General features: G+C 37.4%; 26 protein-coding genes. 12 read left to right on the forward strand and 14 right to left on the reverse strand.

Translation table 11 applies throughout. From position 1 onward, the window contains the following. Positions 1-214: 214 nt before the first annotated feature. Both gntK and gnd read right to left on the reverse strand, forming a co-directional pair. Positions 215-1,756 carry a gluconokinase gene (gene gntK, locus ACRPLQ_RS15590; protein ID WP_028412332.1) on the reverse strand — a complete coding sequence of 514 codons (1,542 nt, stop codon included), beginning with the start codon at positions 1,754-1,756 and terminating at the stop codon, positions 215-217. 25 nt (positions 1,757-1,781) lie between these two features. Next, the gene (gnd, locus tag ACRPLQ_RS15595; protein ID WP_432236156.1) at positions 1,782-2,681 is read right to left on the reverse strand and encodes a phosphogluconate dehydrogenase (NAD(+)-dependent, decarboxylating); all 900 of its coding nucleotides are present in this window, start codon (positions 2,679-2,681) and stop codon (positions 1,782-1,784) included. Between the two features lie 150 nt (positions 2,682-2,831). Between gnd and ACRPLQ_RS15600 the strand changes: the two genes are divergently transcribed. Continuing rightward, complete coding sequence (locus ACRPLQ_RS15600) at positions 2,832-3,677, forward strand: MurR/RpiR family transcriptional regulator (protein WP_014461544.1); 846 nt, start codon at positions 2,832-2,834, stop codon at positions 3,675-3,677. Positions 3,678-3,846: 169 nt separating this feature from the next. Continuing rightward, positions 3,847-4,326, forward strand: coding sequence for a GNAT family N-acetyltransferase (locus ACRPLQ_RS15605; protein WP_028412334.1), 480 nt, complete (start codon positions 3,847-3,849; stop codon positions 4,324-4,326). Between the two features lie 125 nt (positions 4,327-4,451). Here the strand turns inward: ACRPLQ_RS15605 and ACRPLQ_RS15610 are convergent, their stop codons facing one another. Further along, a complete protein-coding gene (locus ACRPLQ_RS15610) occupies positions 4,452-4,988 on the reverse strand; it encodes a phosphatidylglycerophosphatase A family protein (RefSeq protein WP_432236157.1) in 537 nt (178 codons plus the stop codon). 172 nt (positions 4,989-5,160) lie between these two features. Here ACRPLQ_RS15610 and ACRPLQ_RS15615 point away from each other — a divergent pair, with 172 nt between their 5' ends. The 6 genes from ACRPLQ_RS15615 to ACRPLQ_RS15640 all read left to right on the forward strand — a co-directional run bounded on the left by ACRPLQ_RS15615 (position 5,161) and on the right by ACRPLQ_RS15640 (position 8,508). Beyond that, positions 5,161-5,547, forward strand: coding sequence for a hypothetical protein (locus ACRPLQ_RS15615; protein WP_028412336.1), 387 nt, complete (start codon positions 5,161-5,163; stop codon positions 5,545-5,547). Positions 5,548-5,642: 95 nt separating this feature from the next. Next, on the forward strand, positions 5,643-5,909 hold the full coding sequence (locus ACRPLQ_RS15620; RefSeq protein WP_432236158.1) for a hypothetical protein: 267 nt from the start codon (positions 5,643-5,645) through the stop codon (positions 5,907-5,909). 71 nt (positions 5,910-5,980) lie between these two features. Next, complete coding sequence (locus ACRPLQ_RS15625) at positions 5,981-6,706, forward strand: alpha/beta hydrolase (RefSeq protein ID WP_028412337.1); 726 nt, start codon at positions 5,981-5,983, stop codon at positions 6,704-6,706. 82 nt (positions 6,707-6,788) lie between these two features. Next, positions 6,789-7,301, forward strand: a complete 513-nt coding sequence (locus tag ACRPLQ_RS15630; protein ID WP_013055455.1) for a YjcG family protein — start codon at positions 6,789-6,791, stop codon at positions 7,299-7,301. 5 nt (positions 7,302-7,306) lie between these two features. After that, the gene (locus tag ACRPLQ_RS15635) at positions 7,307-7,741 is read left to right on the forward strand and encodes a GNAT family N-acetyltransferase (RefSeq protein ID WP_432236159.1); all 435 of its coding nucleotides are present in this window, start codon (positions 7,307-7,309) and stop codon (positions 7,739-7,741) included. A gap of 89 nt (positions 7,742-7,830) precedes the next feature. Further along, positions 7,831-8,508, forward strand: a complete 678-nt coding sequence (locus ACRPLQ_RS15640) for a DUF421 domain-containing protein (protein ID WP_028412339.1) — start codon at positions 7,831-7,833, stop codon at positions 8,506-8,508. Positions 8,509-8,583: 75 nt separating this feature from the next. On the opposite strand, the gene ACRPLQ_RS15645 is transcribed toward ACRPLQ_RS15640, so the two are convergent. Continuing rightward, a complete protein-coding gene (locus tag ACRPLQ_RS15645) occupies positions 8,584-8,835 on the reverse strand; it encodes a hypothetical protein (RefSeq protein WP_432236160.1) in 252 nt (83 codons plus the stop codon). A gap of 377 nt (positions 8,836-9,212) precedes the next feature. Here ACRPLQ_RS15645 and ACRPLQ_RS15650 point away from each other — a divergent pair, with 377 nt between their 5' ends. Both ACRPLQ_RS15650 and ACRPLQ_RS15655 read left to right on the forward strand, forming a co-directional pair. Further along, positions 9,213-11,531 (forward strand): ATP-dependent helicase, encoded by a 2,319-nt coding sequence (locus ACRPLQ_RS15650; protein WP_034267618.1) that lies wholly within the window; start codon positions 9,213-9,215, stop codon positions 11,529-11,531. 342 nt (positions 11,532-11,873) lie between these two features. Beyond that, positions 11,874-12,662 (forward strand): M48 family metallopeptidase, encoded by a 789-nt coding sequence (locus tag ACRPLQ_RS15655; RefSeq protein WP_230624603.1) that lies wholly within the window; start codon positions 11,874-11,876, stop codon positions 12,660-12,662. A gap of 47 nt (positions 12,663-12,709) precedes the next feature. On the opposite strand, the gene ACRPLQ_RS15660 is transcribed toward ACRPLQ_RS15655, so the two are convergent. From ACRPLQ_RS15660 to ACRPLQ_RS15680, 5 genes are all read right to left on the reverse strand, one after another. Continuing rightward, a complete protein-coding gene (locus tag ACRPLQ_RS15660) occupies positions 12,710-12,967 on the reverse strand; it encodes a stage VI sporulation protein F (protein ID WP_013055449.1) in 258 nt (85 codons plus the stop codon). A 133-nt stretch (positions 12,968-13,100) separates the two neighbouring features. Next, on the reverse strand, positions 13,101-13,223 hold the full coding sequence (locus tag ACRPLQ_RS15665; RefSeq protein WP_013055448.1) for a YjcZ family sporulation protein: 123 nt from the start codon (positions 13,221-13,223) through the stop codon (positions 13,101-13,103). 87 nt (positions 13,224-13,310) lie between these two features. After that, entirely contained in the window at positions 13,311-13,490 is a 180-nt protein-coding gene (locus ACRPLQ_RS15670; protein WP_432236161.1) for a hypothetical protein, read from the reverse strand. Between the two features lie 61 nt (positions 13,491-13,551). Further along, positions 13,552-13,722 (reverse strand): hypothetical protein, encoded by a 171-nt coding sequence (locus ACRPLQ_RS15675; protein WP_335387621.1) that lies wholly within the window; start codon positions 13,720-13,722, stop codon positions 13,552-13,554. 67 nt (positions 13,723-13,789) lie between these two features. After that, entirely contained in the window at positions 13,790-14,176 is a 387-nt protein-coding gene (locus ACRPLQ_RS15680; RefSeq protein ID WP_034267621.1) for a hypothetical protein, read from the reverse strand. Positions 14,177-14,437: 261 nt separating this feature from the next. Between ACRPLQ_RS15680 and ACRPLQ_RS15685 the strand changes: the two genes are divergently transcribed. Beyond that, positions 14,438-15,184 (forward strand): hypothetical protein, encoded by a 747-nt coding sequence (locus ACRPLQ_RS15685; protein WP_034267624.1) that lies wholly within the window; start codon positions 14,438-14,440, stop codon positions 15,182-15,184. Positions 15,185-15,322: 138 nt separating this feature from the next. Further along, complete coding sequence (locus tag ACRPLQ_RS15690; RefSeq protein ID WP_034267627.1) at positions 15,323-16,156, forward strand: hypothetical protein; 834 nt, start codon at positions 15,323-15,325, stop codon at positions 16,154-16,156. 47 nt (positions 16,157-16,203) lie between these two features. Here the strand turns inward: ACRPLQ_RS15690 and ACRPLQ_RS15695 are convergent, their stop codons facing one another. The 5 genes from ACRPLQ_RS15695 to mgtE form a co-directional block, all read right to left on the reverse strand. After that, positions 16,204-16,539, reverse strand: coding sequence for a DUF1360 domain-containing protein (locus tag ACRPLQ_RS15695; RefSeq protein WP_034267630.1), 336 nt, complete (start codon positions 16,537-16,539; stop codon positions 16,204-16,206). A 77-nt stretch (positions 16,540-16,616) separates the two neighbouring features. After that, positions 16,617-17,129, reverse strand: coding sequence for a CotO family spore coat protein (locus tag ACRPLQ_RS15700; RefSeq protein WP_034267633.1), 513 nt, complete (start codon positions 17,127-17,129; stop codon positions 16,617-16,619). A gap of 214 nt (positions 17,130-17,343) precedes the next feature. Beyond that, positions 17,344-17,478 (reverse strand): hypothetical protein, encoded by a 135-nt coding sequence (locus ACRPLQ_RS15705; protein ID WP_255219837.1) that lies wholly within the window; start codon positions 17,476-17,478, stop codon positions 17,344-17,346. Positions 17,479-17,648: 170 nt separating this feature from the next. Then, a complete protein-coding gene (locus ACRPLQ_RS15710; protein WP_033578055.1) occupies positions 17,649-19,508 on the reverse strand; it encodes a monovalent cation:proton antiporter family protein in 1,860 nt (619 codons plus the stop codon). Between the two features lie 158 nt (positions 19,509-19,666). Continuing rightward, the gene (gene mgtE, locus ACRPLQ_RS15715) at positions 19,667-21,043 is read right to left on the reverse strand and encodes a magnesium transporter (protein ID WP_014461563.1); all 1,377 of its coding nucleotides are present in this window, start codon (positions 21,041-21,043) and stop codon (positions 19,667-19,669) included. Positions 21,044-21,142: the final 99 nt, after the last annotated feature.

The raw sequence follows: 21,142 nt of genomic DNA on the forward strand, positions 1-21,142 counted from the left end.
AATATAAAGGCGTTTGTGACGATTCCTTCTAGTATGTGATAAATACTAACGTTATTCCTTATTATATTTAATGCGAAACAGGGATACACTGGACAAATTGTAACATTATTTGAGGGAACTTTTATATATTGTGTAGTGTTAACTCTTTTGGTTGTTAGATAACCTAACACACAAAAAATCATCGCCTGAAAGCTTCAAGCGATGATTTTTGAACTTAATGTACGTATTTTTTTTGAAAAGCCGTAATGCTTTCGTATTCTTCTTTAAATAAACGAGCCAAACGAATATAGATAGTCGTTAACTCTTTATATACTTCACTGTTTTCTTTGATTGGATAATGATGATTAGTCGCTCCAACCATATCGGAAACAACGTTTAATGAGTCGACTTCGCCAAGGCTATATAAGCCAAGAATAACTGCTCCTAGACATGAACTTTCAAAGCTTTCCGGCACGGATACTTCTTGGTTAAAAATATCTGCCATCATTTGGCGCCAAAGTGCGGAACGTGCAAATCCGCCTGTTGCCTGAATTTTCGTAGGTTCTCCAATTAACTCTTCAAGTGCCAATAATACCGTATACAAGTTAAAAATAACGCCTTCTAATACGGCGCGAATCATATGTTCTTTTTTATGATGCAAACCTAGGCCAAAGAACGAACCTTTAGCATTTGCATCCCAAAGCGGCGCACGCTCTCCTGACAGGTATGGATGAAACAATAAGCCGTCTGCTCCAGGTTTCACTAAAGCCGCAATATCCGTTAATACTTCATATGGATCTTTTCCAAGACGTTTAGCTGTTTCGACTTCCGACGCTCCAAATTGATCACGAGCCCATCTAAAAATCATGCCTCCGTTATTTACAGGGCCGCCAATTACCCAGTGGTCTTCTGTCAACGCATAACAGAAAATACGACCTTTAGGATCGACTACTGGCTTGTCAGTGACTGCTCGAATAGCTCCGCTTGTCCCAATTGTTACTGCAACAACGCCTGGTTCAATCGCATTTACACCTAAGTTTGATAATACGCCATCGCTTGCACCTACAATAAAGGGCGTATCCGGCAGTAAGTGCATCTCAACTGCAAGCTCTGTGTTTAGCCCTTTCACTTGATGCATAGTTGAAACAGGAGTGGATAGCTGATCTGTCGTCACACCTGCTACTTTTAATGCTTCTTCATCCCACGCAAGATTTTTCAGATTAAATAAACCTGTTGCTGATGCAATCGAATAGTCGATCACATATTCGTTAAACAACTTAAAGAATACATATTCTTTAATTGAAATAAACTTATGTGTTCCCTTCACTAATTCAGGCTGTTCATTAGAAAGCCATGTTAGCTTGGAAAGTGGCGACATCGGGTGAATAGGCGTGCCTGTACGTAAATAAATCTCATGGCCGTTGTATTCATTTTTAATTTTTTCCGTCCATTCTGCACTTCTATTATCGGCCCACGTAATACATTTTGTCAGCGGCTTTCCCTGCTGATCAACGGCAATAACACTGTGCATAGCTGAGCTGAATGAAACGCATAAAATATCCTCAGGTTTTACATCGCTTGTTTTTACAACCGTTTGAATGGTACGTACAACTGCTTGAAAAATTTCTTCAGGATCTTGCTCAGCCATCGCGGGCGTAGGCGAGTATAGTGGATACTCAATCCCATGGTTAGCAATGACTGTACCGTCTACTGAAAATAATACAGACTTTGTACTCGTTGTTCCGATATCTACACCTATTGCATATTTTTTGCTCATGCTGCTGTCCCCCTACTTTACTACTTTACTTATTTACAACACCGTGACCGCCGAATTCATTTCGAAGTGCTGCTACAACTTTTCCTGTAAATGTATCTTCCTCTAATGAACGATAGCGCATCATTAGCGATAAAGCAATAACAGGAGTTGCCGTTTGAAGATCAAGGGCAGTCTCTACGGTCCATTTCCCTTCACCAGAAGACTGCATGACTCCTTTAATACTATCTAGTTTAGGATCTTTTGAAAACGCATTTTCCGTTAGTTCCATTAACCAAGAGCGAACGACAGATCCATTATTCCAAACGCGCGCTACGGCTTCATAGTCGAAATCAAACTGACTTTTTTCCAGAACTTCAAATCCTTCAGCAATGGATTGCATCATTCCATATTCTACACCATTATGAACCATTTTTAAAAAGTGACCGCTTCCGCTTTTGCCTGCGTACATAAATCCATTTTCTACGCAAATATCACTAAAAATTGGTTCAATTGTACGGAATGCTTCTGCATCTCCGCCAATCATTGTACACGCTCCGTTTCTTGCACCTTCCATTCCGCCGCTTGTCCCTACATCAAAGAAGTAAATACCTTTTTCCTGAAGATCCTGAGCACGTCGAACAGATTCTTTATAATTAGAGTTTCCTCCATCTATTACAATATCTCCTTCTGACAGAAGTTCTTTTAGTTCTGTAATCACATTTTCCGTTACTTCTCCAGCCGGAACCATAACCCATACAACTTTAGGTGAAGCAGGCAGTTCGTTGACTAACTCTTCAATAGTAAAGGCACCAGCTGCTCCTTCATTTGAAAGTTTTTCTACCGCTTCTTTATTCACATCATAAGCTACAACTTCATGATGATTTTCCATTAAATTTAATGATAAATTATATCCCATTTTTCCTAAACCGATTAATCCAATTTTCATTTTACAAACTCCCTTTGAAAAAAAATTTCACATTACCTCCATTATACGAATTATTTTTCATTTTGCAATCGTTTACAAGAAAATTTTTTTCACACATATTTTTGTGCTATACTCTTTTTACTACTAAATTCGTGGAAAGGAACATCAGTTATGACGCAAAATTGTTTAGGAAAAATTCGTTCTCACTATGCTAGATTCAGTGAAAAAGAGAAAAAAATTGCAAATTATATTTTAGAACAGCCGGAACAAATTATTCACAGTACCATTAACGAAGTAGCAGACGATTTAAATGTAGCTGATGCAACAGTCTTTCGCTTTTGTAAACGAATTGGCTTCAAGGGCTATCAGGCGATGAAAATAGCGCTGGCTGCTGAAATTATGACGCCTATTCAGCAGATTCACGAGGAAATTGCTGAAACGGATAATGAAAAAACGATCGCTGAAAAAATCTTTCGCTCCAACGTGCGAACGCTTGAGAATACATTACAAATACTAGAGGGCAATGCTATTGAAAAAGCCGTCAAACTTTTAATGAAGGCCGATAAAGTTCAATTTTATGGCACGGGAGGCTCTTCAGTCGTAGCTATGGATGCTTTTCATAAATTTGTGCGAACAGGAATTAAAACGTTTGCATTTATCGATTCCCATTTCCAGCTTATGTCCGCTTCTCAATTGACGAAACAAGATGTAGCGGTAGTGATTTCTCATTCTGGAACAAATAAAGACACGATGAACATTTTAAATACAGCAAAAGCGAACGGTGCCAAAACGATTGGGATCACGGGTTTTCCTAAATCTCCATTAAGTCAAAACGTTGACGTTTCTCTTTATACAAGTTCAGAAGAAACCGAATATCGATCTGAAGCTCTCGCCTCGAGAATTGGACAGCTAAGCCTCATTGATGCTTTGTATGTTAATGTAATGATTGCGAATAAAGACACCTCTAAACACTCGCTTGAAAAAGTACGCGATGCTATTGCTGAAACTAGAATTTAATGTTTCGCCCTTATATATTCTTCAACTACAACATCAAACAGAGCATAAAATATATGCTCTGTTTAGTGCGGTTCTTCACTTAAAATTTTCAGGTTTTCATTCTCATTTAACATTTTCTAAGTTGCTACATATGATAAAGCACAACTTTTAAAAAGTAGGTGAAGTGTGTATGGATATTATCTATCGCACTGCAAAACTAGATGATTATACAGAAGTAAATAAAATATTAGGGGAATCACTAGAACTCCACGCAAATGCGCTTCCTTCTATGTTTGATAACCAAATGGCTGTTTTATCTCCAGAACAATATCAAGCTACCCTTTATTATGCAACCATTGATATTCTTGTAGCTCAATATCGAAATCAAATTATTGGAGCGTCTGTTGTTGAATTAAAATATAACCCTCCCACCACGTTAGCTCCGCTTTCCTACACAGCATACATCCAATATTTTGGTGTAAAAAAAGGCTTTCAAAATTATGGGGTAGGAAAAGGTCTTTTTTCTGCTACGAAACAGTGGGCTGTACAAAAAGGAGCAAATGACCTCCAGCTTACCGTATGGGCATTTAACGAAAAAGCACGTGCTTTTTATGAAAGTCTTGGACTGGAAAACTTAAGCTATCTTATGACTACTTCACTACAGCCATAAATCGTTCCATTAACGGAGGCTAGGCACGTATCTCCTACGTGCCTAGCCTCCGTTATTCAAATAAAAGACTAAATCATTTTAACGCGTTAATTTACGCAGCTTATATACATACTAAAAGAAGTTTATTACGTAGCCGGATTGCCTTCTTGCAGCTGTTCTTGTTCATCACGCTGACGGTGAGCCAAACGACTTGCCGCACTAGAAGCTACGCTCGCTACCAAATCATCTAAAAAGGTATTAACTCCTTTTTCTTTTTTACAGTCTAGCTTTTCAATAATACCTACTTTTACTTTATCTAAATAGCCAAAGGTCGTAACAGCGATACTGCCATAGGTTAAAACGGCACCTAAAGCAATCGTTTCGTCAACGCCAAACAACCCTTCGTCTTGTTCTACAATACTTTGAAGAGGTTCTGATAATTTATTTTGCTCAGCTAACTTATCAAGTTCGATTCCAACTAGAAGGGCATGCTGAATTTCTCGCTTTTGCAGTACTCTCTCTACGCTTTCAGCGCATTCCTGAATGGTTAGAGCTAGATGATAAGGAAGCTGTAAATCATACACAATTTCAGCAATATCCAAAACTGTTACGCCACGCTCTTCCAGCAAATTAAATGTTGCCTTTGCTACTTCTTTGCTCGTTGGGATTTTTTTCGCTGTCATGTCTCTCTCTCCTTTTCAAGTTGTTGTCTCTCTTTATACTAAATTCGATGAGAGCCGCTAAAAACCTTTTTTGTTCATCTGCCTGAGTTCATAAACTCGTCACATATCTCTTTAGGCGCTCATTACATTTACTTGCTATAATAAAATTATCGAATCAGGAGGTTTGTCTACTGTGGAAGAAAAACAAAGTAAATTTAGCAGAGGCTTATTATTATTTTTCATTGGCGCAACAGCCCTTTTCTTTATCATCTTAATCGTTCTGTTTCTCATGTCTACTTTTGGAAAAAGCGAAAAAGAAGCAGTGGCTCTGCTCGCAGGAAATCACTATGCTATCGTTAAAGAAGAGAATTCATATACTCTTTATGATCAAAAAGAAAACAAGCCTATTTTGAAAGATGTAAACGGCTATTTCGGTGCTCGCAATATCCGAAGTTATGTAAAAAATGACACAGAATTGGTTTCGATTGATGAAAAAGAAGAGGAATATACGAAAAAACCGCTAGAAAAAGCCACTCAAGCAGAAAAAGATATGTTTAAAAAGATGAAAAAATTAGATTAACAAAAAAACGAATCATCAATCAAACTGTTTGATTGATGATTCGTTTTTTTTGTTAAAGTGGACGCAGGTTTTATCTGTTTCATTCCTTCTAGCAGTTGATTGGAGGGCAAGTCGAAGACTCCTGCGGAAACAGTGGAACAGGTGAGACCCCGCAGGAGCACAAGCGACGAGGAGGCTCACCGGCCGCCCGCGGAAAGCGGAGTCTTGCACGGAAATCAACTGCGGCCGAGCAAGCTGCCCAGATTATATATCCAGATTGTTTATGTTTGGATGAAATTCATTTCGTTACGTCCCAACCTCTTTTTTTAGCAACGCATGCCTCTTTCTCGTCATTCGCTAAAAAATTCGTTACAATAAAATAAAGAACGATTTTTAGAAAATGTGTTACAATAAAGGTAACGCTTTCATTCAAATGCATAGGAGTCGATTATTCATGTCAGAAAGTAAGCGGAAGTTAGAAGAAATTTCTTTTTATAGTGACGCACTGCAAGAAGATGTCACGTTGCTAGTCTATTTGCCGTCAAACTATTCTACGCTCTATAAGTATTCTCTACTTATCGCCCAAGACGGAAAAGATTATGTTATGTACGGACGTACACCTCGTTTAATCGATGATTTAATGAACGAGTCAGAAATCGATCGTACTATTTTTGTTGGAATTCCATATAAAAGCGTGGAAGACAGACGCGATAAGTATCATCCAGAAGGAAAGCAGGTAGATGCTTACATTCGCTTTTTAGCACATGAACTTGTGCCATTTTTGGATAAAACATATCCTACATATCAAATGGGAAAATCGCGTGTTCTAATTGGTGATTCGCTTGCTGCTACAGTTTCACTGCTGACGGCCATTGCGTATCCTCACACGTTCGGGAAAGTAATTATGCATTCTCCTTTCGTGAACGATGCTGTATTACAAACGGTCAACTCATTTGCTTCTCCTTCACTTCTGGATTTGTATCATGTTATTGGAACGGAAGAAACGGACGTCAAAACAACACAAGACGGTATATTGAACTTTATTGAGCCTAACCGCCTGTTGCACGAACAAATGAAGCAGCGTGGATATTCTGTTTTCTACGAAGAATTTAATGGAAATCATACGTGGAAATACTGGCAAAAAGACGTAAAGCGGTCGCTTCAATATATGTTGAAGTAGAAAGATATCATATTTTTTGAAAATTTGTTATAATAAGCTCGCTTTATACATATTTTATGATCTTACTTTGGAGGGATTTTTTATGAAATTTGGCGTTGTACTTTTTCCATCTAAAAAATTGCAAGATGTAGCGAATTCTTATCGAAAGCGCTATGATTCTCACTATTCATTAATTCCGCCTCATCTTACATTAAAAGAAGTCTTTGAAGCTACAGAAGACCAAATTGATGAAATTGCGGCTAATTTGCGTAAAATTGCCGAAGAAACAAATCCATTTACATTAAATGTAACGAAAGTAAGCTCATTTTCACCAGCCAATAACGTTATTTACTTAAAAGTGGAACAAAAGCCAGAACTGACGTCACTTTACAATAAACTTCATGAAGGCAATCTCGAACAGCCAACTGAGTATTCATTTATTCCACATATTACAATTGGTCAACGACTTTCAGATGATGAGCACTTAGATGTGTATAGCCAGTTGAAGCTTGTAGATGTCGCTCATGAAGAAACAGTTGATCGCTTTCATTTAATGTACCAGCTTGAAAATGAAACATGGACTGTGTTTGAAACATTTCGTCTTGGAAAGGGATAAGATACGTGAACATCAAAGTACTAACGAACAAACAAGATCCTTCTGATGCTTACTTCGTACGTCAAAAAGTATTTGTAGAAGAACAGCAGGTTGATGTAGAGCAAGAAATCGATGAATACGATTCCGAAGCCCTGCATTTAGTTGTATACAAAGGAACTGCACCAATTGGGGCAGGACGCTTCCGTATGGTAGAGGACTATGGAAAAGCCGAACGAATCTGCGTTCTTTCTTCTTATCGAAAAGACGGTGTAGGAAAGCTTTTGATGGATAAGTTAGAAGAGATCGCAGCAGAGCATGAGATTGAAAAGATTAAGCTGCATGCTCAAACGCATGCGGAAAGATTTTATAAAAAGCTAGGCTACGTAACGGTTTCAGGTGAATTTATGGATGCTGGAATTCCACATGTAGAGATGGTAAAGAAACTAAGTAAAAAACACTAGGAATTGAACCTGGTGTTTTTGCTTTTTTAAAGGATAAGAACCTTTGCTTTGCTTATACTAATACCTAATCATGTGAATTAGGTGAAAATATGGATGAACTTATCGGAATTGCACTAGAACTCTTTATCGGATTTATCTGCTTGTTTATCTTAACTAAATTTTTAGGCAGAGCGACGATCACTCAGCTTACCACTTTTGATTTTATCTCTGCTCTTGTATTAGGAGAGTTAGTAGGAAATGCGTTATATGACTCAGAAGTAGGCATAGGCAAAATTTTATTTGCTGTTATCTTTTGGGGAGCGCTTATTTATGTCACCGAAGTTATTACTCAAAAAAATATTCGCCTGCGCTTGTTTTTAGAAGGACGGCCATCTATTATTATTCGAAAAGGGAAAATTTCGTACAAAGAACTTAGCAAAAATCGATTAGATATCGATCAGCTTCTTCATATGCTGCGTTCAAAAGACATATTTTCCATTCGTGAAGTTGAATATGCAATTTTAGAAACAGATGGCTCGCTAAGCGTACTGCCAAAATCTGATTATGCTAAACCAACAAGAAGCGATTTGCAGCTGCCTCCTTCTGAACCTGTTTTATCTATCGCCTTCGTCAGTGATGGACGTTTGCTTTTGAAAAACTTAATTCAGTCAGGCTTTGATGAAGACTGGCTAAAGAAACAGTTAAAAAAACAGGGATTTACCGATTATAAACAGGTGCTTTATGCTGAATGGCAGCAGGGCCGTACACTTTTTATTGAATCTTACTAAGGTGTTTTTTACTTGTTCATTACTTTGTTAAAAATCGTGAGCGCATTCATTCTGCTGCGTTCACGATTTTTTCTATTATACCCGTGTATTAATCACTAGGCCCTTATTTGTTAGCTTGCTGTATACACGCTCTGCTGCTTGAAGCTTTTTTCGCTTTTGTACGGAACTTGGCGTCAATTCCAATGAGTGAGAACGCGATTCAAACTCTTCGTCAAAGCTTTTTTTCTGGACAGGCCAAATACGATTTGAAAAAGAAGCATTATTTTTTTGAAGGCGATTTGCATATTGAATAGATTGATAAGGTATGACGGGCAGTATATATCCCATATGAACCCTCCTCTTTTTCAAGATACCTTCTACTCCCGGACCTCAGTATTTTTCGCAAGAAGTATCGACATTGAAACAGCTCACTTACGCCCTCTTCTAGACTTGTTCAAAACAGATAGCACTTTGTATCTATACCGCCTTTTTTTGAACATATGTGATCTCTTACTCAATATATACCCTTTTTTACATCGTATCCCTCCAAAAATATCCGTACTCTTTTTAAAAAAAGATGATTTTGATATGATAGACTTTGATTATAGAATAAAAACTGTGCGTATATACACATCTATATCGATGTAGAACAAGAGCGGCTTCTTGCTTTAACTCCCTCTTATTTACTATTGATTGTTCATGTTTTACAAAGGAGGCCATGTTTTTTGCAACGTGCACTTTATCAAAAACAGATACTTAATCTTGCTATAACGGCTAGAGACCGATTTCAATATTTATATGAAGCTAGTCTCCGAGGAGAAATAACATGTGCTCACTGCGGAGAACCAGTTAAATTATACCTGGGGATTGAACATTCTCCTTACTTTTATCATGCTCAAGTTCCTCATGAAAGAGAAGAGTGTTCAGACACACTATCAGAAACAACAGCTGTACAACAAATAAAAGAAACTCCGGCTGAATACAGAGAAACCAATGGATTTCGTATTCCTAAAGGACGAGCTATTGGTGAGAAAAATTCAACTGTAAAAGAGAAAGCGACATGGAGGTCTTCCGCGCCTTTTTCAAGTGTTCCTGCTTTTCGCTCAAAACCACCTGTTCCTAAACACTCTGACTCTCCTTATTTAAATGAATTTAAAGAGAGCGGTATTGAATTAGATTCGAACCAATGGAAAGCTGTTACACATTCAGAAGGACCTCTTCTTATTCTAGCCGGTGCAGGAAGCGGAAAAACGCGTGTGTTAACAGCTCGCACCGCATATATGATACAAGAAAAACAAATTGATCCAAAATCCATTATGCTGGTGACTTTCACGGCTAAATCAGCTAAAGAAATGAAAGAACGATTGGCTACATATCCAAAGATGTCCGGCTTACATCTTCGTCAAATGCTAGTTGGAACTTTTCACAGCATTTTCTTACGTATGATTGTTCATCACAATCCTCAAGCGTGGCAAATGGATCGCCTGCTGAAATGGGATTGGCAAAAAGAACAGATCGTGAAAGAAGCAGCAAGAGAGCTCCACGTGGATGAAAAAGATTTCCCGTTTGATCAGGCACTTCAGCAAATCGGCTATTGGAAAAACACGCTTGTTGGCGTGAAAGATGTTCGCCCAAAAGACAAATGGGAACAAGATGTGCACTTTTTATATCGTCGCTATGAAGAAGTCAAAAAGCAAAAACAGCTATTCGATTTTGATGACATGCTGTATGGATGTTATGAAATGCTAAAACAAAATCCCGATTTGCTAACTCGTTATCAAAAAAGATTTCGCTATTTTTTAATTGACGAATTTCAAGATATCAATAAAGTTCAATATAAAATTATGAAAATGCTAAGTGAAGACTCTAAAAACTTGTGTGTCGTAGGAGATGATGATCAATCAATTTACGCTTTCCGCGGAAGCGATCCTTCGTTCATCTTAAACTTTGAAAAAGATTTTGCTCATACAACTGTTATTACGTTAAACCAAAATTATCGTTCAGCTCACGCCATCGTTTCTTCCGCTAATAAAGTGATTGCACGAAATACAGCGCGCCGACAAAAAGAAATGGCTGCCCAGTTTGATAATGAGTTAAGACCTACCTTCTTCTTTCCATACGACGAAGAAGAAGAAGCAACAATGATTGTAACGGATATGAAAGAAAAGATTAAGCAAGGAGCTTCTCCAACTGACTTCGCGGTCTTGTACCGAACTCACGCTTCTTCACGCGCCATCTTTGAACGTTTATCGCAGTCAAACCTGCCATTTTCAATCGAACAAGATGCGGATTCGTTTTATAAAAGAAGAATGGTTCGAAGTTTACTTTCATTTCTACGCTTGAGCGTGAATCCAAATGACGCAAGTTCGCTACAAGATTTAGTGAACGCACTCTTTTTAAAGAAAACAGCAGTCAATGACTTAAAAGCAGCAAGTATTCTTCATGACGGTACATTTATTGATGCGCTTGAATATCTTCAAGATTTAAAACCGTTTCAGCAAAAAAAGCTCAAGAAAGTAATTCCTTTATTCAAGTCGCTAAAATCAATGTCTCCTTCTTTAGCACTTGAGACGATTTCTAAGGATATGGGATTCGATGATTTTGTCAAAAAACGCGGAAATGAAGGAAATATGATGGAAAAAGGTTCGGATGACGTGCGAGATTTAAAAGTTGTAGCACGTAAATTCAAAACCGTACCTGAACTGTTAGAGCATGTGGATCATATGATTGCCATGAACACAGAGATGAAAGCTTTAAGCAAGCAATTTAATGAAAGTATTCAGCTAACCACCATTCACCGAGCAAAGGGTCTTGAATATAAGCATGTATACGTACTGAGCAGCGTAGACGGAGGATTGCCTCATGATTATGCACTCGAAGCTTATCGAGGCGGAGATGATGTGCCGCTTCAAGAAGAACGCCGCCTTTTATATGTAGCCATGACGCGTGCACAGAATTCACTTTACTTATCTGTTCCGCAAACTAGAAGAGGTAAAACCGCTTATCCTTCAAGATTTCTGAAGTCTTTTATAAAAAAAGTATAAAGTAAAAAAGGCTGGGACAAAAGTATTTTAGTCAAATTGAAGTACGAACGGTTAATCAAAATTATTGATTAACCGTTCGTACTTTTTATTGTCATGTACATGTAGAGTTAATATATTTAGTTGCTTCTAGCTGTTGATTGGAGGGCTCTTTGGGGAAAAGCGGAAGGGATGAGACCCCGTAGGAGCTCATGTATCCAATTTTCTCCTCTTTAGATTGGATTGATTCCGTTACGTTTCAACCTCTATTATTAACCAAATATTCCACTAAGAGGTAGATATTCATAAGTAGATGCGTTACACTACGTTATGTACTGCATTACTATATTTTAGGAGGTTCCATTATTGAACGCAAAGCTTATTCATGAAAATGAAAAGATTTTTTTCATTTTGTGTATGGTTATCAGCTTATTAACCTATTTGTTTTTAATTATTTCACTCGTCGGCATTCTCTACATTGCAATCGGTTTTTTCATTACATTTATGCTACACGGTTTCTCTATTGCTCAAATTCGCAATAATGGAGTTAGATTGACAGAGAAGCAGTTCCCGCACACTTATCATCAGGCAAAACATTTATCTTCAGAGCTGGATTTAGAGCTGCCCGATATTTATATTGTTCAATCAGGCGGCTTATTAAACGCGTTTGCTACACGTTTTTTTGGACGTCACTTTGTCGTTTTATACTCCGACATTGTTGAAATGATTGAAGATAATCAAGAAAAAGAACTTTCTTTTATCATTGCCCACGAATTAGTTCATATCAAACGTAAGCACACACTCTACCACTCACTTATTCTACCTGCTCTTTGGGTTCCTTTTTTAGGAAAAGCTTACTCTAGGGCCTGTGAATATACATGTGATCGCATAGCTTCCGTTGCGATTGGTGATGCAAAAGCTGCCACTCAAGCACTCACTATACTTGCGGTTGGTCATTGTCTAAATAAAAAAGTAAATCAGGAAGAATTTGTTCATACGCACTCACAGGAAAAAGGTTTTTTTATGTGGTTGAATCAAGCTACTTCAACTCACCCTCCTATCGCTCATCGTATTAAAGAAATTAATTACTTAGAACAGCATCCCGAACTGTTTGATCTTGATTCTAACGCATTTCAAACAAATGAAATTGCCTAAATGGAAAAAAGCCCTGACACCTCAGGGCTTTATATAAAAATATTAAATTATTTTTTCTCATTTAGCATTTTAGCGATGGTCGCAAAATCAATGGATTGATTATTGTTTGCAATCGCCTTAACAATTTGTTCTTCTTTTTGTTTTGAAATTGGCTTATTCGCAATTTGTGCTACTCGCTTCACAATATTACGCACCGTTTGCTCATCTTTAAAATTAGCATTTTGTACAGAATTCGCAAGTTCAAAAATATCCTTCATATTAACGCCTGTTTTCTTTTCTATATTTTTAAACATATTATTATCCACTTTGCATGACCTCCTTTATTTATACTTCATCGTATGCACCATGTGCCTAGATGGTGCCCTTTACATTTAATAAAAAAATAAAGTGCGAGTGAAACTTCACCCGCACTTTTCGGTGCCTTATTCATAGAAGGGATTAATTGTAAAAACAAACACAACCAACAATAATTAATAGAATGAATAATACAACGATTAACGCAAAACCACCGCCGTAGCCACCACCGTAACCACAACCACCGTAGCCAAATCCGCAGCCCATAATATTACACCCCCTCTGTTTTACTCTCTATACTGTATGTTCACTCAAATGATTTTGTATGGGCTTTTCAACTGTGTACATTAAATTTCATTGTCCAAACGGATCTTCAGCATCTTGCTCATCAAGTCTTTTTACATTCTGCTGCAGTTTCCTTTCTTGCTTTTCCATCTGCTTTTCTGCTTTTTCTACTTCTTTCATTCTCTTTCGATGTTCTCCCATCATATGCTGTTCAAAAAACCGTTCAAATTCATCGAAAAAATCCGGCATCTCTACACCTCTCTCCACTCCATGTAAAAAAGCATTGTCTGATTGACAATGCTTCTATTGCTTATCGCTTTGGTAATTTTGAACCGCAGCCGCAACCACCTTGTTTTGGAGAAGGGTACTGGACTGGCTTAGGAATAGCCTGCCCTTTCTTCACCGATTGTTGTGTCATGGGTTGTGGATGATAAGGCAGGGGCTGAGGGTATTGATTAGGATTATAATTATAATACATCATGTTTCCCTCCTTTTCACAGCATCCTATCTATAACATTATATTCAGGACTAAAGAAAGACGTTCTATCTTATTTGTCCATTTTGCGCTGCATGGACAAAAATAAATCCGTGCTGTTTTTTGGCTTTCTTACTCTCGATCTTTCTCCTCCCTTTTGCTCTGTCACTTCACGCAGCCGTTTTTGCAGCTCTTGAATTGTTCCTTCTGCTTCATGATTGTACTGTACAATAGACTGTTCGGTTTTTGATTTTTGTTCATTGACGCATGCTTTAAGCCAATCTATTTTTTCCTCCAGTTTTCTTTTTTCTTCTTCATGCTTTTGCTTTAATTCCGCTAACTCTTCCTTCATATCTTCATATTCAAATTCTTGATGTTTGAATTTTTGATATTCTTCTTTATAAAAAGCCAGTTCTGACTTCAATGAAGCAATATATTGTTTTGTTTTTTCCTCACTCATGCCCTTCACTCCTCCATTATAATTAACCCACTACTTCTAAAAAATCAGTTAAAGATGAATAACACTTTTTATTAACATGAATATGCTGTAATTGAGTTTATTATTTCCTTCATTTTTTATGCTCGCTCCAACTAGAATTTATTCCGATAAATTCCGCTTTTACTAAGGAACATAAAAGCAGGTCATTCATACACTATAGTAGTCCGATACCTAGTAACGAAAAGCGTAAAGGAAGGACAATTACAATTAGGAGGTTTAAAAATGGGAGAACTTTTTGAATCATTATGTATCCGCGTGCCTAAAGTGTACGACTGGGTTAGACGTCAAGTTGTTTTACCACAAATCTTTACGAACGACACTTCATTATTTGAAGAAGAAGCACTTAAAGATTTAGGGCATGACGTAGAAGTGGAAATTATTTTAACAGATAGTGACGGTAAACCTGTGGATCCTTCAGATGAAGATGCACTGGATAAAGTAATTGAACTTGTGCCACACGGTGGTCGCCGCGCTAGAAAAATCGTGTTACCAGATGGAGAAGTGGTTATTCTTCATGAAGTTAGATTGTCAATCAGTGGGTTCTACAAGATTAAGTTAATTGATTTAGGTGGTCATCACAAACATCATGAACTTACTTCTTGCAATATTCCATGGAAGACACATCAAACGTTTTACCTTTGTGCTCCAGAAGGCACAGAGCCAGTTGTTCACCTTGATTCTTTTGAAGGATCTGGCGGTTCTATCAGATTGTCACACTGTGACTTACAGCTGTTAAGCTTTGAGCTCGTGTTATGTTTCAGTGTACAAATTGAAAAAGATGTTAAAATTGAAGTGGAAGGCAGCTTCTGCTATCCTCGTCCTGAAATTATAGATGCAGCCAGCGGTTGCGCACCTGTTGAATATCCACCTCAATGTGAAGCGATTTTCCCTGGAAGACGCCACCATCACGATGATTGTGAGGAAAGCAGCAGCAGCTACGAAAGTTCTTTTGAAACAGATTTTGATTAATTAGATACCATCAGAGGAGAATATTTCTCCTCTTTTTTCATCGTTTACAAGCTTTGCGCATACATATAAATAAAACTGCTGTGGGCAGCTTAGGTTTACAAAATTAATTCATAGCTCAGCAGGAAAGGAGACTACTAGATGAGTCGTAACTCCCCTTCCCCTAAAGATGATTTAACTCAATTAAAACAAAAGCTCATTCACTATAAATCGGAAATTCGGCACGTACAAAACCAATTAAAAAGCTATGAACGAGCTTTAGAACGAGAAAAAGAAAATACATCGTTTTGGAAGAAAAAACACGCTGAGACGCTTTCTACATCTGAAAAAGAAGTAGAAATTGAAGGATTAGAAAAAGAGCTGGATTTACTAAGAAACGAGCTTTCTGAACAAAAAATTATTGCAGAAGCATTTCGAGAAAAAGCCTCGAGAAAACAGCCTGTTATTGAAGAAAAGATTGTGGAAAAAGTAATCGAAAAAATTGTGGAAAAACCTGTGGAAAGGTTTGAAAAGAGTGATATCCTCTGTTTCTTTCAACATTCTTTACTGTTGCCAGAACAAGATGAAAGCGAGCTTACGATATTCGGCAACGTAATTATTCAAAATCAAACGAGCAGTACTTTACGCTCTCCGGTGCTTTGCTTAAAAATGAAGCCCACTGCTTCAGCTATATTAAGCGGGAAGATCATTGATGAAAAAGACATTGAAGTTTCCAGTATCCCCTCTTCTTCTTTAGAATGGCGCTATGCTCACCCAAAATGGAACGAAAAAATTCAAAATGACGGTGAATATTGGATCAAACCTATTAAGCAAACCGTATTAAAGCCAAAAGACAAATTACTATTTGACTCTTTTCAAGTAGTCATTCCGCTGTCCTCTGATACAACTTCATTTATTCTAGAAGGCTTTTTTTATAGCGAAGAGTGGCAAGAGGGTATCCCTTTTTTAAATAAAGTTGTGCTAAATTTCCCTTAATTATTAAAAGACATATTGATGTTCAATATGTCTTTTAACTCGTCCATTTATTTCATAAACGATTCTATAATTCCTGCACATCCTGCAATAGCTAAGATTGTAATGATAGGAATAGCAATATGTGGGACCGCCACATAACTAAAATAAATCCCTACTGCACACCATATGCCCGTACACCAATAACAGCTGAGCAGCTCTCCAATCCACTTTTGCAGTCCCTTCCCTTTTATCTCTAGGTAAGTTACTGTATTTCCTTGTTCATCTTGATCTTCTACGATTTTATGAAACGGTTTACGAATAAACGCTGTAATTTTATCAAAAACAATTAGACGAGTAAGTCGAAACGTCGCAAAGACAAATAATGTTAGATAAATCCATGTCATCTTCATTCCTCCGTGCATTCACAAACTTATGAAAATAAAAGCTAACGTGCTTCTTCACTGTTAGCTTTTAGAATTACTTAAATTTTAATGATAGATATGGTCTGAATATCATGAAATGTCAATACTGTTTTCTCTTTATTAGGAGGAACGCTTACGTATAAACTTCCTTCTTTCAATTCTAAAATTGTTCCTATATATTTTTGGTTTTGACATATAATTTCGCAAATAGGCTGAGACATATGAGGCGGGAAGCTGCATAGAAATTCAACTTTTTCTTTAATTGTCATAGACTGAAACATTTTATTTGGTTTTTTATTCTCTGATTGCGGTATATCCACGGGAACAATTGAACGCTCTTCCTTTTTTTCATTCTTAATCTCTTCCACTTTTTCTACGTCAGGCTCTTTGACTTCTTGAATGGAAGAAAAGCTGGGCTCTTCTTTTAACACATGCTCTTTCTCTATTCCTTTATTGTCTTGCTGTTTTGAACTAAAATAATATTGCATAGAACGCTGGTTTTGCGTAGCGTTTGGCTGGACAATGTACATTAGCGGCTCATTTTCTTCTGACTTAGATTTTGAGTTAGTCATGAAGCATACCTCCAATTGCTTGTTATCGTTCTTTTAAAAATGTATGCTTGCACACGGAAAAACTTGTTTATTTTTTTGCAGTAGCCTTTTTAGAAATAAAAGCAGCACTATACTTTTTTATATAATTTAGGAAAATACCACAAAAGAAGTTGAGATATAACTAAATTAATTCAATCTAAAGACGCATAAATAGGATACATGAGCTGCCCGCTTGTTACACCGCCGTTGATTTCCGTGCAAGACTTCGCTTTCCGCGGGCGGCCAATGAGCCTCCTCGTCGCTTGCGCTCCTGCGGGGTCTCATCTGTTCCGCTTTTCCCGCAGGAGTCTTCGTCTTGCCCTCCAATCAACTGCTAGAAAGAGCTAAACAGATGAAACTTATTTTCAAAACAACAAAAAAAACGAACCACTAATCAAACATGTTGATCAGTGGTTCGTTTTTCACTTGAGCTAAAATACTTTTGTCTCAGTCTCTTCCTCTCATTCAATCAGGTAGAAAACTAAATCCATCTAAATACCTTTATCTAATTTTATACTCAAGAAGCATACGCAATTCATTCACATACGAACGAGACCCCGTTACAATCAAGCGATCATCAAATTCAAGCTCTGTATCGCCATGAGGTACAATAGAATCTTTACCTCTGAAGATTCGAACAAAAATCACATCTCCTGTAAACGGGAACTTACGAAGCTCTACCCCCTCGTATTTAGGGTTACGCATATTAATTTGATAAAGTGCTGTTTCTTGATTCGTTAAGATATTTAAAATATTTGGCGATTCGATTAAAGCTTTTAGCAATGCCGTTGTAGATAACAGCACAGAAAAAACTTCAATGTTATTTTCTTTCATCTTTTCATCTAAGACAGGACTTTCTACGCGGGCAATAACCCGTTCTGTACCATACTCTTTTGCAAATAGAGCAATGTCGCTATTTCTTTCTTCTTCCCCTGTTGTTACAACTAATACATCCGCATCTAAAATCCCCATATTTCTTAACGTTTCCTTACTATATCCATCGATGTCGACGATATTAAAAATGGAATCCGACGTACGGTTTTCAATTTTGTCCTGAGTAGGATGATAAATCGTCACATCATATAAATCAAGATCCATTTCTCGAATAACCGGGAGTGTAAATTGATTTGCACCAAGCATATTAACCTTCAGCTTTCTATCACTGATTTCTGGCTTTGGAAACAGCTTTCTAAAGATAATAGGTGTAATAATACATGTAATAATCGCCACCAAAATCAGCGCACCGGACATTTGTGAATCAATCACACCAATATTTTCACCAACCGTTGCTGCCGCAATAACGAGTGATAAAGTCGATGTTAAAAGAAAACCCGATGCCAAAACGGTTTTCATATCATACCATTTTCTTAAGATTAACGCTGGAACTAGCTTGGATATTAATAATGCAATGAATAATAAAGGCATTAAAATCAGCACTTTTTTATCACTGAACAATGACCAAACGTCAAGCTTCACTCCTACCATCACAAAAAAGATAGGAATTAAAAAACCGTAGCCAAACGAATCTAATTTATGAACTAAGTTTTTATTAGGCGCAAGAAGAGAAACGAGTGATCCCGCTAAAAAAGCGCCTAAAATGTTTTCAACACCAATTGACTCCGAAAGGCCCACTAGAATGATAATGAGTGCAAATACGGCGCGCGTGTCGATTTGAATTGTACCTTTAGACATTGTCTCAAGAAACGATCGGTTTTTAAACTGCTTCCCTATGAAGTATAAAATCACTCCTACTCCAAATAAAATTAAAATCAACCATGTATTGCTATTTCCAGATTTATCATAGACGGAAGCAAATACGGCTAGTAAAATCATCGTGACTAAGTCCGCAATAACCGCAATCAATAAAATGGTTTGTCCAATTGGCTTTTTCATAATCTGTGCATCTTTTAAAGTCGGCACTACTACTCCTAGTGAAATGGTAGAAATAATAAGCGTCATCAAAAAGGCATTATCAATAAAACCGGTCCATACAAAAACATAGGACAAAAATAGTGAAACCGCAAAGATAGCTGCAAACACTAGTATAGAAATGGAAAAAGCATTTGGCACCTTCGCTCCTGATGCCTTTTTGTCTTTTGAATTTCCTCCAGCAAAAGCAGAAAAATCAATTTCCAAACCACTTAAAAACATCAAAAAGATAAAGCCTAAAGTGGAAAGTGTTTCAAGCCACATATCCTGCTCCACAAGGTCAAAACCACTTTTCCCTATAATTAATCCCATAATAATTTCAGCTACGACTACAGGTATAATGTTGAGTTTAAACCGATGCAACAGTATAGGCGTTAAAAAGGCCAAACTAATGACGATAACAAGTGATGTAAAGGACGCGTGCTGTTCCATTAGATTCCCCTCCTTTTACCTTCGCTATTTATAAAACGAAGACGTTAGTATTCAAAATTAAAGGTTAATCATAAAAGCTTGAAGGTTCTCTGTCAACTATATGAACTGATAATGAAAATCCGACATGATTACTCATGTCGAATTCCAAAGTCCCTTCATTATTTTAAATAACTCATAAATGTTGTGGCTAGACCGAAGTAAATTAAAATACTGATAAGATCATTGATCGTTGTAATAAATGGTCCTGATGCGACTGCAGGGTCAATTTTGAATCTGTGCATGAGAAGCGGGATAAACGCTCCTGCTAGTGTAGCCACAATCAATGTTGAAAATACAGAGACGCCTACCAAAGCGCCTAAAATCAGATCTCCCTGCCAAATATAAACAATTAATACAACTAAAAGTCCACATGATGCGCCCGTAATCATTCCGGTAGCTGCTTCTCGGATTAACAGCTTAAATTTGCTTTCTTCTTCGATTTCTCCCGTCGCCAGTCCGCGGACCGCAACGGCTAGTGCCTGTGTTCCTGTATTACCAGCCATACCGCCAATTAAAGGTATAAATACAGCTAAAATAGCTACTTGATTCAACGTATCTTCAAAACGTCCAATTAAACTCGCTGTCATCATTCCTAAAAACAGCAAAATGATCAGCCAAGGCAGCCTCTTTTTGGCCGCTACTAAGGGATTGTGGTCAATCGTATCATCTACATCACTAATACCGGCTAATTTAGAATAGTCATCCGATGCCTCTTCATCAAGAACATCCATCACGTCATCAACCGTAATAATCCCTAGAAGATGCTGCTGAAAATCAACAACTGGAAGCGCAAGAAAGTTGTAATCGCGCATAATGCGCGCAACTTCTTCTTGGTCTTCTGCTACTGACACGGATACAACTCGTTCATTCATAACTTCGCTTATCATCGTATCTTCATCTGCTATAATTAAATCACGAAGAGAAATAACACCTGCTAGATGCTTTTGTTCATCAATAACAAATACATAATAAATCGTTTCCGCTTCTGGAGCTTCCCTGCGTAGAATGTGCATAGCTGAATGTACGGTTTGATTTTCACGAATGGCCACAAACTCAGTCGTCATAATACTTCCAGCGGTATATTCCTCGTAATGAAGCAGCTCTTTAATTTCATCGGCTGCTTCTTCATCCATAATCGTTAAATAGCTCGCCACTTGTTCTTTATCCAATTCATTTAATACGTCAACGGCATCATCCGCCGACATTTCCGACAGCATGTCTGCTGCAAAATTGGGATGCATTTCTGAGAGAATTTCTTGATAATCTTCTTCTCGTATCTCTACATTTTCAAAGATATCCGCCATTTCTTCCGGAGATAACATCTCGTACAGCGCAAACCTAGAAGGCTCATCTAATTCTTCAAAAAATTGAGCTTGGTCATACGTATGCATATGTAAAAATTCTTCACGAAATGCATCGATTTCATTTTTTTCTAGAAGTGATAATAAATGTTCGGCGAACCATGCTTTTTCTTCTTTTTCAATTGAATCTGTCATGTCTTCAACCTCCCTGTCGCACAAAACTCATTTAACTTTATGATGAATTTTGTTTTTTTTCAACTCATAGCTCTTTACTCTTTTCCCAATAATATATAA

This window comes from Priestia sp. TRN 1309 (assembly GCF_050846875.1).
Classification (GTDB): Bacteria; Bacillota; Bacilli; order Bacillales; family Bacillaceae_H; genus Priestia; species Priestia zanthoxyli.

Coding starts and splice junctions, on each gene's coding strand:
- ACRPLQ_RS15670 (WP_432236161.1), bottom strand. CDS start 13,490: ATGCCGGATTTTTTCGATGAATTTGAACGGTTTTTTGAACAGCATATG.
- ACRPLQ_RS15625 (WP_028412337.1), top strand. CDS start 5,981: ATGTCAGAAAGTAAGCGGAAGTTAGAAGAAATTTCTTTTTATAGTGAC.
- ACRPLQ_RS15640 (WP_028412339.1), top strand. CDS start 7,831: ATGGATGAACTTATCGGAATTGCACTAGAACTCTTTATCGGATTTATC.
- gntK (WP_028412332.1), bottom strand. CDS start 1,756: ATGAGCAAAAAATATGCAATAGGTGTAGATATCGGAACAACGAGTACA.
- ACRPLQ_RS15665 (WP_013055448.1), bottom strand. CDS start 13,223: ATGGGCTGCGGATTTGGCTACGGTGGTTGTGGTTACGGTGGTGGCTAC.
- ACRPLQ_RS15605 (WP_028412334.1), top strand. CDS start 3,847: ATGGATATTATCTATCGCACTGCAAAACTAGATGATTATACAGAAGTA.
- gnd (WP_432236156.1), bottom strand. CDS start 2,681: ATGAAAATTGGATTAATCGGTTTAGGAAAAATGGGATATAATTTATCA.
- ACRPLQ_RS15700 (WP_034267633.1), bottom strand. CDS start 17,129: ATGACTAACTCAAAATCTAAGTCAGAAGAAAATGAGCCGCTAATGTAC.
- ACRPLQ_RS15680 (WP_034267621.1), bottom strand. CDS start 14,176: ATGAGTGAGGAAAAAACAAAACAATATATTGCTTCATTGAAGTCAGAA.
- ACRPLQ_RS15675 (WP_335387621.1), bottom strand. CDS start 13,722: ATGATGTATTATAATTATAATCCTAATCAATACCCTCAGCCCCTGCCT.
- mgtE (WP_014461563.1), bottom strand. CDS start 21,043: ATGACAGATTCAATTGAAAAAGAAGAAAAAGCATGGTTCGCCGAACAT.
- ACRPLQ_RS15610 (WP_432236157.1), bottom strand. CDS start 4,988: ATGACAGCGAAAAAAATCCCAACGAGCAAAGAAGTAGCAAAGGCAACA.
- ACRPLQ_RS15695 (WP_034267630.1), bottom strand. CDS start 16,539: ATGACATGGATTTATCTAACATTATTTGTCTTTGCGACGTTTCGACTT.
- ACRPLQ_RS15685 (WP_034267624.1), top strand. CDS start 14,438: ATGGGAGAACTTTTTGAATCATTATGTATCCGCGTGCCTAAAGTGTAC.
- ACRPLQ_RS15710 (WP_033578055.1), bottom strand. CDS start 19,508: ATGGAACAGCACGCGTCCTTTACATCACTTGTTATCGTCATTAGTTTG.
- ACRPLQ_RS15630 (WP_013055455.1), top strand. CDS start 6,789: ATGAAATTTGGCGTTGTACTTTTTCCATCTAAAAAATTGCAAGATGTA.
- ACRPLQ_RS15645 (WP_432236160.1), bottom strand. CDS start 8,835: ATGGGATATATACTGCCCGTCATACCTTATCAATCTATTCAATATGCA.
- ACRPLQ_RS15600 (WP_014461544.1), top strand. CDS start 2,832: ATGACGCAAAATTGTTTAGGAAAAATTCGTTCTCACTATGCTAGATTC.
- ACRPLQ_RS15690 (WP_034267627.1), top strand. CDS start 15,323: ATGAGTCGTAACTCCCCTTCCCCTAAAGATGATTTAACTCAATTAAAA.